Here is a 13,515-nt window from a genome sequence, read left to right as displayed (position 1 = left end):
CAGGATAGCCTCGAAGCTATGTAATTTGCCAGCCGCCAGCGAAGTCTCTGTGATGCTCTCTCAGCAAGTCATCGCCGCGGTCCTTGAGCACAAGGTTCGGCAGCGGACGGGAAAGTATGTTGCCGTGTTGGTGCTACAGGGGACCGTGGTGGGACTGTTTGCCTCAAGTGTAGAGCTAGCCCTGGCCATCCCAATCGGACTCTTAGGCTTAGGCTGTGGCATTACGCTAGCGTGGCTGCGAGAGCAGCGGCGATTGCTAAGGAACTCGTATTACCGCCTCGCCATCGAGGGATGGGAGATGTGCCTACTGTTAGGAGCACTGGGGCTTTCAGGATTGGTAGCGCACTGGCTGCAGCTCTCGTTGGTGTTCTATCAGGCACATCTGAGCTACGTGCTCTTTGGATACGTCCTCGGATCGTGGCTGGGGGAGCAGAGCTGGCGGTATAAGGTGTTTGGTCATTTGCCGATCGAGCAGCAGTATCGGTACGTCCAGAACCTCTCGCCGTCGCTCCTCTTTCCGTACACTTGGCAGCACTTGCGGCGGCTCTGGCGGGCTTGGCAGCGCGGGCAGCAGTGAACTATGACTCTGCCGGTGCTGGTCCCAGTACTTGCACTGCTTTTAGGGGGGCCCGAAGTGCAAGTGGTGTCGTATAGCGCATTCCCCCTGTCGGGGGTAGAGCACAGTATAGGAGTGGCTTCGGTGAGCAGGAAGCACCACTCGATACAGCGGCAGCGATCGAGAGCCCGGCCTAGGGTTAGTATGGCCACCAGGAAGCAGCACCGAGAGCTCCGAAAGCCTCAGCGTCGTGCTCGTCAGAAGGCCCTACTTCGCAAGAGACCTACTTCAAGGAGGCAGGCCTACCGAGTGCAGCGGCGTCAAGAGCCGACCTTCCAGTGGCAGTTGGTGGCTGATTCTACTCTTAGCCGGGCTGTTCGCTACCAGCGGTATCGCGTGCTTGGAACGGCGGAACGCTCAGTGCATGTGCTCAGGGTCAATCTGCGGGATCCGTCTGTCGAGGTCAAGCTCGTACCGGCCATTCCGGGACAGCAGGAGACTTTGGCGGAGATTGTTCAGCGTTACGACACCCTCAGTCCATTCCAGGTAGTGGCGGCGGTCAATGGCTACTTCTGGAGTCGGTCAGGGATGCTACCAGTTGGTCTAGCTGCAACCGATGGCGAGCTCCTCCAACTTCACCGCTATAAGCGCTGGAGTTCCTTCGTAGTGGACGCACGGGGCACTTCGGTGCTGGATACCTTCCTCTTGGAAGCATGGATACGACTGCCAGGTGGGGAACGAGTGGAACTTGCCAATGTTAATCGTCGGGATCACTCACAGGGAGTTGTGCTCTATACGCGGTTTGCTGGGGATACAGTGCCTCGGCAGGGTGCGAGTGTCGTTGCCGTCCCGATTGAAGAGCAGCCCGATAGTGTCCTTCTCGTCAGTGTTCCGACAGATACGGTCGAGCTACCCCTGAAGAAGCTGCGCCTGCGGTACTTGCGGATGCCGTTCGTGGGTGGGGCGGTACCGTGCCAAGTGCTCAGCGTGGATTCTGGCGCTACGGCTATGCCACTGCGGGGATGCGTTCTCTCCCTAGGGCAGGACTTTCCGGACTCGCTCTTACCTGTGCCAGGGGACACAGTCTGGTTGGAGACTCGCCTGAGGCCTCGAGTAGGCCTCCGGGTTCGGCATGTCTGGAGCGGGACTCCGCGGTTGGTTCGGGACGGCCGTGTTCGAGTGGAGGCAGCACAGGAGGGCACAACATCGGAGCGCTTCCTCTACCGTCGCCGTGCCCGCACAGCGATAGGAGTAACTCGGCAGGGCGAGCTATTGCTCGTTGTCGTTGAGCACAACGGCCACTCTGCTGGCGCAACGGTGCCGGAGTTGGCTGCATGGATGCGTTCTTTGGGAGCCTACCAGGCCCTCAATCTGGATGGCGGTTCCTCATCGGGAATGTACCTTGCAGGAGGCGGTAGCATTGGCAATCGTTTTCCGGTTGCTTCTGCGCTGGTCATTCTCCAGCGACAGACACGCTCAGTCCCTTAGCCCTTTCACGGTGCCATGGAGTGCCAGAGGTAGCGCGAGCAATCGTAGAGCCATGCAGTGAAAGGCTTGCGACCGACGGAAATGGTCGCCCGTATCGGTGGCCCCTTGCATAGCTGTATCTGGACCGACGCGGCTACTGAGGGTACCGGAGCACGGTAGCATCTAGCACTGCGCGGACACAGTAGACTAAAGCGGTGCCTTCGGCTGAAAGATGTCCTCTGCGCTGCTCTCAACTCGTCCCTAAGGGACCCCCGCTCTCCCAACGGTACACCGACAACAGAGAGGCGTGCTTGCTGTCTGGGTTGGGCGAAAGCGATATCCTCAGCGGTGTTAGAAGCTCTGCCTCCAGACGAGCCTCAGGCTGATGGTCACAAGAGCTTGCCCAGCCGTGCGTGACGCAGGTCTCCGGGCGAGAGGCGGAGGCTGTGTGACCTACCCGTCGACAGTCGATGTAAGGGCGTCCGCCGGAAGTGTTCCTGGAGCGGCTCAGGTTGCCGTAGAGTTGCCGCTGTGGACGCTCTACCTCGTCCACACAGCGACAGAAGCTGAGGCAACGGTCACGCGATCATGGGATTGCTCGATGACAGCGGGACGCTGCTTTGATGCCTGTCCGCACACGTTGTTGCTGAGCTGCCGGCTTGTTGGGCTGCATGGGCGGGCGAGTGGAGCAGGGTTTTTTCCTATTTTTGCGCTCGGCTGGGCCGGTAGCTCAGTTGGGAGAGCGCCAGAATCGCACTCTGGAGGTCGGGAGTTCGAATCTCCTCCGGTCCACTTGGTCATTGCCCCGTGGTGTAACTGGCAACACGCCTGACTCTGGATCAGGAGAGTCCAGGTTCGAGTCCTGGCGGGGCAGCTGTTGAATCGGTGGGGGATGTGGGCAGGTAGTGCCGTCTCCGTAGGCAGCGTCCAGAGACTCGGTGGATGGGCGTGGAGTCTGGCACTGGTGGCAGTGCTCTATACCCTCGGCGAGGCCGCAGTTTCGCTCTGGGTCGGACACGTTGGCAATAGCTGGGGAATCCTCAGCTTCGGGATAGAGGCAGTTGCTGAGTCCCTCTCTGGCCTTGCCATCCTCTGGCGCTTCGCTCCTAGCCTAAGCTCGGCAGAGCGTGTACAGCATGCCCGGCGAGAGCAGCAGGCAGCAGGCATCATTGGAGTTGCTTTCCTCCTCCTGGCAGCAGTTATTGCTCTGGAAGCCGTCCAGCGGCTCTTTTGGGGCGTCCATCCCCACGTCCACGAACTCGCCTTCGGGCTGGCGGTTGTCTCCCTCGTCGTTAAGCCGAGCCTCTTTTGGGTGAAGTGGCAACTGAGTAGAGTGCTGCAGAGTACGGCGCTCCAGGCTGATGCGAAGCAGACGTTAGCGTGCGCAGCCCTATCGCTCATTCTGCTGGTTGGGCTAACGGCCCAACGGTGGTGGGGAGTATGGTGGGCAGATGCCTTACTGGCTCTTGGTATTGCCGCTGCTCTTGTTCGTGAGGGCGTCCGTACTCTCTGTCACCGGCATATCCTCTGCTGCTGAGCGGTTCCTCAACGGCGCGGGAAGGGAATGGGGAGTTGGAAGCGTTTCGTGCTCATTCTCCTCGTGGGTGTGGCACTTGGGTGTGCTCCAGAACGTCGCCAGCCCGAGGGACTACGTCCTGCGGCAGGTGGGAAGTTCTACGGGGGGACGTATCGTGTCAACGAGGTCGGTGAAGTCCGGTCGCTGGACCCAGTGCAGATCAACGACGTCACGTCGGCACACGTTGCCGAGCAGCTCTACGACAAGCTGCTGACGCTTGACGAGAACCTACGCCTCCAGCCTGAGTTAGCAGAGCGGTGGGAAGTCTCTCCCGATGGACTAGTCTACCGGTACTTCCTTCGCCGTGGCGTGCTGTTCCACGACAATCCCTGCTTCCCCGGTGGCAAAGGGCGTGAACTCACTGCGGAGGATGTCAAATACTCCCTCACGCGGGCTTGTGACTTCCGAACAGGGACGTTGGGATACGACTACTTCCGGGGAAAGGTGAAGGGCGCGGATGCGTACTTTGAAGCTACGCGGCGCGCTGCTCAGCAGGGTGGTTCGCCGGACGTTTCGGAAGTAGAAGGCTTCGTCGTGCGAGACCGATATACGTTTGAAATCCATCTGACCCGGCCGTTTGCTCCGTTTGAGTACTACGTCTCTCTTGTGACGTTCGCGATTGTGCCACGAGAGGCGGTAGAGTACTACGGTGCCGACTTCTTCCGGAGCCCCGTAGGATCGGGCCCCTTCGTGTTTGTCTCCTGGGTACCAGATCGTGAGCTCATCCTTCGGCGCAACCCGAACTACTGGCAGCGGGACGAACATGGGAACCAACTGCCCTACCTGGATGCCATCCGCTTTAGCTTCATCAAGGACGACAAGACGCAGTTCTTGGAGTTTCGCCGAGGGAACTTGGAGGAGTGTTACCGGATTCCGGTGGAGTTCTTCCCACAGGTAGTCGACGAACGGGGGCAGCCGCGAGGTGAATGGCGGCAGTATCAGCTCCTCCGCGTCCCAGCACTAGCGACGCAGTACTACGGGATGCTGACCACACACCCTCTCTTCCGGGATAAGCGCGTGCGGCAGGCCTTGGCGTACGCAATCGATCGTGAGCGCATTGTCCGCTATGTCCTCAAGGGGCAAGCAGCGGAGCCGGGACATTATGGGCTCATTCCGCCTTCTATGCCCGACTATCCAGCTCGTAGCATTCGGGGCTACCGCTACGACCCAGAGCGTGCGCGCCAGCTGTTAGCAGAGGCTGGGTATCCGGGAGGACGTGGCTTCCCCACAATTACACTCCAGCTCAATGCAGGCGGTGGACGGAATGTCCAGATCGCTGAAGCCGTCCAAGCAATGCTCCGAGAGAATCTGGGGATCACAGTGGAGCTGCGGCAGGTAGAGTTTGCCCAGCATTTGAAGGAGATCGATGCGGGGCGCGTTCCCTTCTTCCGGCTCGGGTGGGTCGCCGACTATCCTGACCCGGAGAACTTCCTGAACCTATTCTACGGCAAGCTAGTCCCGGCCAAAGGGACGGACATTAGCCCTATCAACTCCACGCGGTACCGTAACCCTTCCTTTGATGCGCTTCTGGAGCGGGCTCTATCCACACAAGACCGACAACGCCGCATGGAGCTCTATCGCCAGGCAGAGCAGCTTGCCATTGACGATGCCCCGATGATCATCCTCTTCTACGACGAGGACTACCGTCTGCTCCAGCCCTATGTTGCGGGCTACCGCAACAATGCGATGGACCGGCGGTTCTACAAGTACGTCTGGCTACAGCCTCGGTGAGCACTAGGCCTCGTATGTGCGAGGAATTTCGTTTTTTGCGCTCCCTGAAGATGGCCAGTAGGGTGGGGGGTTCTTTGACATGCTGGGTGGTGGGATGGCTGCTGACGGGTTGTGGTGGTCCGTCAGAGCGCCCAGGAAAGGGGAGCTTCGTCTACAACGAGGCCGAGGGGATTACGACCTTGGACCCCGCCCATATGAGCTATATGGCGGCAATCTGGGTGGGGACACAGCTCTACAATGGGCTGGTGGAGCTGGATACGGCTCTTCGGATTGTTCCGTGCCTGGCGCGTTCCTGGAGCGTTGATGCCAGTGGACGGCGGTGGCGTTTCGTTCTGCGGACGGATGTCTTCTTCCACGACGATCCCTGCTTTCGCGGTCAGCCACGCCGGTTACGGGCGGCGGATGTGAAGTTCTCGTTTGAGCGAATTTGCGATGCGCGGACGCGTTCCCCGGGACTGTGGGTCTTCTGGGGAAAGGTGGTCGGCGTAGAGGAATTCCACGCTAAGACTGCGCGTGGAGAGGTTCCTGCCGAAGGGGTCCGCGGTATCCGAGTGTTGGACGACAGCACGGTCTCCATTGAGCTCCAACGCCCGTTTGCGCCTTTCCTCGCACTCCTTACGACTCCATACTGCTGGATTGTACCGGAGGAGGCTGTACGCTTCTACGGTGAGGACTTCTTTCGCCACCCGGTGGGCACGGGACCCTTTCGGTTGCAGGAGTGGAGGCCGGATGTTCGACTCGTCTTAGTGCGCAACCGGCGCTACTTCAAGCGCGACCACCGAGGTCGGCCGCTGCCGTACTTGGATTCCGTTGTGGTGCGCTTCCTCCGGGACCAGAAGACGGCCTTCTGGGAGTTCCAGCAGGGCCGCTTAGACATGGTCTCTGGCCTGGATCCGAGCCTTGTGCCGGCCGTACTGACGCCGGAAGGAACGCTGCGGCCGGAGTTCTCGCGGTATCGGCTCTTGACTGCCCCGGCCTATGCAGTAGAGTACTACGGTATCATGCTCGACACTACCACAGAGGGTGGGCGTACCTCGCCACTGGCACGCTCTCGCCTCTTGCGCCAAGCGCTTAACTACGGGATAGATCGCGAGCGTATCATCCGGCACGTGCTCCACGGCTTAGCTGAGCCGGCCCACTATGGCGTGATACCTCCAGGGTTCCCAGGCTTTTCCCCGCAGACGGTTGGCTATCGGTACGATCCCGAGCGGGCTCGTCAGCTCTTGGCGGCGGCTGGGTACCCGGGGGGTAAAGGGTTGCCGCCGCTGGTACTGCAACTCGGGATGCATCCACGAACGCTCTCGGTTGCCGAGGCAGTCCAGCAGCAACTCAGAGAGCTTGGAGTTCGGGTGGAGCTCCGCCAGCTAAACTTCCCGCAACATCTGTCGATGGTTCGGGAAGGCAGAAGTATGTTCTGGCGGACGAACTGGATTGCAGACTACCCGGATCCCGAGAACTTCCTGTCGCTGTTCTACTCGCCCTATCGAGCCCCGCAAGGGCCTAACACGACGCGCTTCCGCTCACCAGAGGTAGATTCTCTCTACGAGCGGGCACTGTCGGAAGCCGATACAGCTCGGCGCTTCCAGCTCTATCGCCGGATGGAGCGCATCGTCCTCGAGGAAGCACCGTGGGTCTTCCTCTACTACCCACGCCTCGTTCGGCTCGTCCAGCCTGCAGTAAGGGGAATGCGGCTGGACGGAAGTGATCGCCTCCTGCTGGAGTGGGTCTCCAAGGAGTGAAGTTCCACCAATTCAGGGAGGGTGAAGCCATGAAGGCACTCATCCATGTCCTCTGCGCTGCTGTTGCCTTCGTTGCCGTTGATTTCTGGAAAGCCCCTGCAGCATTCGCTATACAGCAGTTGAAGAAAGCCAGCCAATGGGTCAACAAGGCCAAGAAGCGCAAGCAGTTTGGCCGTCCTGCCTCCTCAGTCCGTCGCGAGCTTGTGCGTCAGCAGACGTTGGAGTTTGTCCGAGAGCACTCCCCAGCCCTCTGGCAGATGATGAACGAGGCTCCGCAGCCGGGGCCGGCAGTCCAAGGAGGGACGTCGGTTCCGGAAGGGGCGATGGCTGCCGATGAGCCCTTGGAGGGCGAAGACCCTGTCGAGCTGGAGCAGGAGGATGATATTCCCGTGGACATGGAGACCTTCTATCGCCTCTGGCATGCCTACATGGAGGGCGAGGCTGCCAGCGAGCGGACGGCTGCCGGTATAGAAGTCCGCCGAATCCTGGACTTCATTCAGGACTGGCTGGGTACTCCGTATCGCTTCGGTGGAGTAACCCCGCAGGGGATAGACTGCTCTGCCTTCATCCGCCGGCTATTCGCTGAGGTTGCTTCTGTGACGCTGCCGCGGACAGCGGCAGCTCAGTTTACGCTAGGCATGCCCGTCAAGCGCGAAGAGTTACAGTTCGGCGATCTGGTCTTCTTCCATACCCGGCGGCATGTGTATGTCTCCCACGTTGGGATCTACCTCGGAGACGACCTCTTTGCTCATGCTAGCTCGCGGTATGGGGTGACGATCTCATCGCTGCGGAGCACTTACTATAGCAAGCGCTTCATTGGGGCCCGTCGCTTGACGGAACGAACGCTCTTAGAGCTTCAGCTGGCTAGCGGAGAAACTGTTCCGGGAGTCCTAGCACCGAGCAACTAGTCTGGAAGGGCCGAACAGTTAAGCATCTGCTGGCACTTGTGCGCAACAGTTAGTATGGAAGCGGACAAGTGCCGTGATTCAACTGCGCTGGCGAGCAATCTTCCACTGCGCGACGACAGAACCGGCGTCGCAAATCCAATAGTGGTCGTGGAGGGCTGCTGTCAGGCACGAATGATTCTCCACAATCCGCACACGGCTCCCAACCGGGTAGCGCTCATGGAGGTAGTTGGGATGCTTAGCGACAACGACTCCATGTTCTTGGCTTAGCCGGGCGATGCAAAGCTGGGGTTCAGGTATGAGGGTGCCATCCAGTTCGTGCACGATGAGTCCGTAGGAGGGTGAAGGCATGAGGTGTTGGGGGCCGGGGTCCAACGATAGAGCTAATGCGCCGGCGTCGATCACGAAGTGGGTGGCACCAGTTTGGTGTGAGACGACCGTTGCTAGTACTGTCAGCGCGCAATCCTGCAGCGTGCAGCTCCCCAGCAGGACCTGGGTGTAGTCGTAGAAGACGTAGTTGCCGGGCCGGATCTCTGTGATGTCCGGAAGGAGGCTTGTAGCAGCCATCACGGTTGGCGTAGAGCCGATGCTGAGCCCGGGCACTTCGATGCCGGCGGTGCGAAGCCAGTTGGCAACTTCAGCCATGGTCTCTTGCTCTTGCAGAGCGATCCGTCGGAGCTCTTCGGCGGAGCTAGCCCGGTAAGCATGTCCGGCATGGGTGAGGAGTCCGTCGAAGATGAGCCATGGCGAGTCAACCACGAATCTAGCAGTCTCCATTAGCGCTGGGGAGTTTGGAAGGAAGCCAGAGCGGCGTCCACCGCAGTCGATCTCCAACCAGGCGTGGATGCGCTGGCCTCGGCGCATACAGGCACTAGCCAGTGCTTCAGCTACTGCTTTGCTATCTACCAGGAGGCGGAGGCAGCAGCGGGAGGCCAGCTCAAGCGCTGGCTCTATAGCCCAGAGTGGTAGTGGAAAGGCCCAGGTGATGTCCTCTATGCCGGCATCTGCGAAGAAACGTGCCTCTGCGAGTGTCGCAACCGTAATGCCACAGGCACCGAGTTGGCATTGGAGCTGAGCAATCTCGGCGCACTTATGGGTCTTGGCGTGGGGCCGCAGAGCAACTCCCCACTGCCGGGCTCGTTCCTGCATCCGCTGGAGGTTCTGCAAGAGGCGCGAGTAATCAAGGAGGAGTGCTGGCGTTGGGAGCTCCTCACAGCGCATCTCGCTACCGCTGCTCCGAACGCTCAGCTCGTTGGAGCTGGCGTTCGATCAATTGTCGCTGGAGGGTGCGCTCACGCCAGTTGAGCTGAGACCACCAGCGCCGGACCTGGCGATTGCTCTGACCAGTCAAGCGAGCATAGGCGTTCAGTAGCCGCACAGTACGCTGATTCATCGCTTTCAGAGACTGCGTAGGGGATGTGGTAACTGGGCGCAAAATTAGGAGGGTGGGACGGATAGACTACGCAGGGTCGGGGGTTGCCACAGCGGGCTTTTCTAATTTCGCGCCGCTAGTCTAGAAGAGCAGTAGGGCAGAATGCGAGCGCTTGTCCTCCGTGAGGACAGCTTTGAGGTGGAGCAGGTAGAAGATCCCGCTGTAACCCCAGGGGAGGCGCGGGTGCGGCTACTGGCTGCAGCTCTGAATCGCCGTGATGAGTGGATCCGGCAGGGGCGCTACGCTCGGATTCAGTATCCCGCAATCTTGGGCTCAGACGGCTGCGGCGTGGTGGAAGCCGTGGGCTCGGAGGAGCACCGCAGTTGGGTAGGCAAGACTGTCGTCATCAATCCCAGCCTAGGCTGGGGTTCGGACCCGCGAGCGCAGGGACGGGACTACCAGATTTTGGGCATGCCACGGGCCGGGACGTTGGCGGAGTGCGTCTGTGTGCCAGTAGATCGGCTCCATGAGAAGCCAGCCCATCTTTCCCCGATTGAGGCCGCTGCCCTGCCGTTAGCAGGTCTGACAGCGTATCGTGCACTCTTCACGCAGGGACAGCTCCAGAGTGGGCAGAAGGTGCTCATCACTGGGGTCGGCGGCGGGGTTGCGGTCATAGCGCTTCAGTTCGCTGTGGCAGCCGGAGCCCGCGTATTCGTGACTTCGGGGCGGTCGGAGAAGGTTGAGCGTGCACAGGTACTCGGTGCTGTCGGGGGAGTGTGTTATGCCCATCCTGAGTGGGAGCGCCTCCTTCGTGAGCTGGCTGATGGTGAGTTTGACCTCATCGTAGACAGTGCGGGAGGGGCCCCATTCAACGCTCTGCTTGGCCTGGCGGCTCCTGGCGGTAGGATTGTCGTCTACGGTGCTACGCTTGGTGCGGTGCCAGAGTTCAATTTGCACCGCCTCTTCTGGCGCCAGCTTCATATCGTGGGGAGCACGATGGGGACAGATGAGGAGTTTGCAGCAATGCTTCGGTTCGTGGAGGAGTACCGCATTGTTCCGGTGGTGGACACCGTCTTCCCGTTCGAGCAGGTACTGCAGGCTTTTGACCGGCTGCGGTCAGAAGAGCATATGGGCAAGGTTGTCGTGCAGATTGCCGAGGCTTAACGCCGCCTGTAGGTCTGCTCGGCAATGTGCTCCAGCAGTTCGGGGTCTTGGAGGTCTTCGGCGGTGAGGGTGCGTGAGCGGATGCGGTTGATGAGGCCAGCGTAGTAGTCAATCTGTCGCTGGCGTTGGCGGATTTCTTCCTCAAGTTCCCGTCGGCGCCGCGCGACCCAAGTAGGGTCGTAGAGAGGCAGGCAGAAGGGCTCGTCGTTGCGGAGGCGCTCCAAGCGACGTTGCTCGGCTGCAAGTCGCTGCTCCAACTGGCGTACGAGACAGCGCAGAGCGTCTATGTCGTCGTCGGGGATAGAGTCCGCTTCGCTTTCGCCACAGAGGAGGGAGTAGAGCTGCTGGAGCTGCTGGACGTTGCGTTCTTGGTAGGCGCGCTGAAGGATGTTCCAGTAGCGGCGAAACTCTTCGGTCTCTCCCCCCACCGCGTCCGGATGGAGGCGCTTGGCCAAGATGCGGTAGAGCTTCGGGAAGTCGTCGGGCTCTGTTGAAGGAGGACTGGGCTGTGGACTTGTAGCCGACTGGAGGTGCTCCCATAGCTGGGCGAACTCCCGCTCGACAATGCGCTCCACGAGAGCAAACGTCTGCTCCGTGATGGCCTCCCCTCTTTGAAGCTTGACGATTAGAAGCTCAGCACGGCGCCGCATTTGGGCGGCTTTCAGCGAGGTGTGCTGCAGTTGCAGTTCCAGGTCACGGAAGAGACGCTCGTAGTCAGCAAGCAGCTTGGGGTAGAGCTCATGTCGGAGGTGGAACCACTCGTGCAAGGTCTGCTGGAGAGCCTGTCGGAGCTCTTGGCAGCGGCGTCGCAAGTGCTCAACTTCCGGGTGAGGGATGGGCTGCATCGGTGGGCTCTTCTTCCGGTTGCCATTCTTCCAAGGCTTCAAGGGCGTAGCGGAGGTGGGGGATGACGATGGACCCGCCTACGATCAGCCCAATGTTGAGCGCTTCATAGACCTGTTGCCGCGTCGCACCACACCGCAGCGCTTGGTCCAGGTGGTAGAGGATGCAGTCGTTGCACCGAAGGACGAGCGAAGCAACCAGCCCCATGAGCTCTTTGACCGTGCGAGGGAGTGCTCCGTCTTCGTAGGCAGTGCCGTCGAGGGCGAGGAAGCGCCGGTAGCCGATGAAACCAGTGTCTAAAACGGCTACGTTCTGCCGGGTACGGCGACGTCGGAATTCCTGCCACAGGGTACTCATTGGCCAACCCACAGTGGTTGCACGAAGCGGCGGCTCGGCGTGGAGAGCTGGAGCCAATAGAGGCCCTGCGCTGCCGAAGGGAGGGCGAGCTTCAGAGAGTGTTCGCCGTGTCGGAGGGCCAGCGACTGCCGGAGGACTGCGCGCCCTAAGCCGTCAATGAGATGTAAGTGGTAGGGGCCGTCTTCGTCCGCTACGATGGAAACGGAGAGTTCTCGCTCTGATTGCCACCGTACGCGCACCTGCAGCGGTCTTGCGATGGTCAGGGATGGTGTCGCTCCAGGGCAATGCCCTGTGACCTCCACCAAGCCGGCGTGTAGTTCTGCATCGAAGGCTCGGGTCCCGCGCCATTCCACCCACAGGGGCTCGACAGGGCCGGTTGGCGGCATCCCCTGCAAGAGTCGCACAGGTAGGCGTGCAAGCGTATCGGCAGCATGGAGCCACAGGTCTGCAGTCACCGTGTCCCATGCTGTGGGGCTGACTCTTCTGCCGGTGAGCTCTACCAACCACGCTGGCAGTCGTAACACGAGTCGGCAGGAGAAGCTATCGCTGCGGAGTGGCGGCAACCACGCATAGTCTTCGTGGAGGACTGCAAGCGTCGCAAGAGAACCTGGAGTGCCAACGACTGGAGCGATCCGAAGCCGGACGGGGTATTTGAGCACCACCTTGATGGTGTCCTCTCGGCTCTGAGCGGTCCCACTTTCCCAGATTCGGATGGCGGAATCCCTCCCTGCAGAAGCCAGCAGCCGACCGTCCGGGGAGTAGTCCACCGAGAGGACTTGTCCACCGTGGAAGAGTGGGCGGCCAAGCTGGGTTCCTGTAGGCGTCCATTGGCGGAGGGTACTGTCTAGCGAGCCGGAGGCAACGCGCCGACCCCAGGGGAGTGAACGCACGGAACGGACGTGGAAAGTGTGTGTGCTACCGCGGGCCAACTCTTGGCCAGTGTGGGGGTTCCAAAAGCGGACTGTCCGATCAACCCCACCCGAGATGAGCAGCCTTTCTTCTGTGCCGAAGCAGAGGGCCCAGATGACTGCATTGGTTCCAGAGTCCCCATGTTGTCGTAGGAGCAGTGGTGGTTGCCATAGTTGCTGCCACGGGCGTACGTAGATGATGCCGTTATCACCGCCGTAAGCCAGCAGCCTTCCGTCAGGGGAGAATGCGACGCTGTACCATGACCGAACCCCAGGCTCGCCCCAGCAGGCGAGGCGTTGCAGCGTCGTGAGGTCCCAGAGGCATACCGTAGAGTCGTCTGCTGCCGTAGCAGCATAGCGCCCTGAAGGATGGACAGCAAGGTCCCGAATGAACTTCCGGTGCCCACCGAGACCGAAGGTAATCCGCTCTCGCGTGGGTCGGTTGTAGAACAGCAGGAGGGAGTCAACGGCAATGAGCACGCGGTTGGAGTCACCAACGAATTCAGCGGCATAGAGGGCCGTGGTGCGGGTGCCAACTACCAAGACATCGGCTGCTTCCAGCGTGGCAACGTTCCACAACTTGACGATCCCCTCTTCAGCGGTAGTCAACAAGTGCGTCCCATCCGGAGAGAAGCGGAGGCGGCGGATAGGAGCCTGGTGCGCTTGACGCCGCTCGCGGATTGGGGTGGGACTGGCTCCATACTCTGCCCGTGCTCGCAGGAGGAGAGCTATGGTATCCAGCGCTGGTACATGCCAGACCACGCTGTCCGCGGGTAGGTCCGCAAAGAGGCGCTGCCATGTGCGGCCTGTGTCGAGCGAGTACCATACGCTGATGTTGGCTAGGCCTCGAGTGTTCCATCGCAGCACGAGAGGTCGTCCCATCAGGACCGTATCTCC

Annotated in this window: 12 protein-coding genes and 2 tRNA genes; 9 read left to right on the top strand and 5 right to left on the bottom strand. The window is 60.6% G+C overall.

All coding sequences use genetic code 11. The annotated features are described in order from the left end of the window. The first annotated feature begins 52 nt into the window (after positions 1-52). The 8 genes from NZ960_05920 to NZ960_05885 all read left to right on the top strand — a co-directional run bounded on the left by NZ960_05920 (position 53) and on the right by NZ960_05885 (position 7,977). Complete coding sequence (locus tag NZ960_05920) at positions 53-577, top strand: hypothetical protein (protein ID MCS7177136.1); 525 nt, start codon at positions 53-55, stop codon at positions 575-577. 288 nt (positions 578-865) lie between these two features. Continuing rightward, complete coding sequence (locus NZ960_05915) at positions 866-2,044, top strand: phosphodiester glycosidase family protein (protein ID MCS7177135.1); 1,179 nt, start codon at positions 866-868, stop codon at positions 2,042-2,044. A gap of 698 nt (positions 2,045-2,742) precedes the next feature. Continuing rightward, a tRNA-Ala gene (locus NZ960_05910) sits at positions 2,743-2,815 on the top strand. A 9-nt stretch (positions 2,816-2,824) separates the two neighbouring features. Next, positions 2,825-2,897: transfer RNA gene (locus NZ960_05905), tRNA-Gln, on the top strand. Between the two features lie 3 nt (positions 2,898-2,900). After that, entirely contained in the window at positions 2,901-3,560 is a 660-nt protein-coding gene (locus NZ960_05900) for a cation transporter (GenBank protein MCS7177134.1), read from the top strand. A gap of 27 nt (positions 3,561-3,587) precedes the next feature. Continuing rightward, positions 3,588-5,330: an ABC transporter substrate-binding protein gene (locus NZ960_05895; GenBank protein ID MCS7177133.1), complete on the top strand. Its 1,743-nt coding sequence runs from the start codon at positions 3,588-3,590 to the stop codon at positions 5,328-5,330. A 50-nt stretch (positions 5,331-5,380) separates the two neighbouring features. Beyond that, the gene (locus NZ960_05890; GenBank protein ID MCS7177132.1) at positions 5,381-7,069 is read left to right on the top strand and encodes an ABC transporter substrate-binding protein; all 1,689 of its coding nucleotides are present in this window, start codon (positions 5,381-5,383) and stop codon (positions 7,067-7,069) included. A 29-nt stretch (positions 7,070-7,098) separates the two neighbouring features. Beyond that, on the top strand, positions 7,099-7,977 hold the full coding sequence (locus tag NZ960_05885) for a C40 family peptidase (protein MCS7177131.1): 879 nt from the start codon (positions 7,099-7,101) through the stop codon (positions 7,975-7,977). A gap of 78 nt (positions 7,978-8,055) precedes the next feature. On the opposite strand, the gene NZ960_05880 is transcribed toward NZ960_05885, so the two are convergent. Next, positions 8,056-9,195, bottom strand: a complete 1,140-nt coding sequence (locus NZ960_05880) for an alanine racemase (protein ID MCS7177130.1) — start codon at positions 9,193-9,195, stop codon at positions 8,056-8,058. 4 nt (positions 9,196-9,199) lie between these two features. Next, a complete protein-coding gene (locus NZ960_05875; protein MCS7177129.1) occupies positions 9,200-9,367 on the bottom strand; it encodes a hypothetical protein in 168 nt (55 codons plus the stop codon). Positions 9,368-9,508: 141 nt separating this feature from the next. Between NZ960_05875 and NZ960_05870 the strand changes: the two genes are divergently transcribed. Continuing rightward, a complete protein-coding gene (locus NZ960_05870; GenBank protein MCS7177128.1) occupies positions 9,509-10,510 on the top strand; it encodes a zinc-binding dehydrogenase in 1,002 nt (333 codons plus the stop codon). On the opposite strand, the gene NZ960_05865 is transcribed toward NZ960_05870, so the two are convergent. The 3 genes from NZ960_05865 to NZ960_05855 are packed head-to-tail and all read right to left on the bottom strand — an operon-like array spanning position 10,507 to position 13,500. Further along, complete coding sequence (locus NZ960_05865) at positions 10,507-11,355, bottom strand: hypothetical protein (protein MCS7177127.1); 849 nt, start codon at positions 11,353-11,355, stop codon at positions 10,507-10,509. The genes NZ960_05870 and NZ960_05865 overlap by 4 nt on opposite strands. Beyond that, positions 11,327-11,710, bottom strand: coding sequence for a carboxymuconolactone decarboxylase family protein (locus NZ960_05860; protein ID MCS7177126.1), 384 nt, complete (start codon positions 11,708-11,710; stop codon positions 11,327-11,329). The genes NZ960_05865 and NZ960_05860 overlap by 29 nt, the downstream gene beginning before the upstream one ends. Beyond that, positions 11,707-13,500, bottom strand: a complete 1,794-nt coding sequence (locus NZ960_05855) for a WD40 repeat domain-containing protein (GenBank protein ID MCS7177125.1) — start codon at positions 13,498-13,500, stop codon at positions 11,707-11,709. Before NZ960_05855 ends, NZ960_05860 begins: the two co-directional genes overlap by 4 nt. Positions 13,501-13,515 lie beyond the last annotated feature (15 nt).

It is taken from the genome of Candidatus Kapaibacterium sp. (assembly GCA_025059875.1).
In the GTDB taxonomy this organism is placed as follows: domain Bacteria; phylum Bacteroidota; class Ignavibacteria; order Kapaibacteriales; family HRBIN21; genus HRBIN21.
This window is presented reverse-complemented; position numbering and strand designations above follow the sequence as displayed.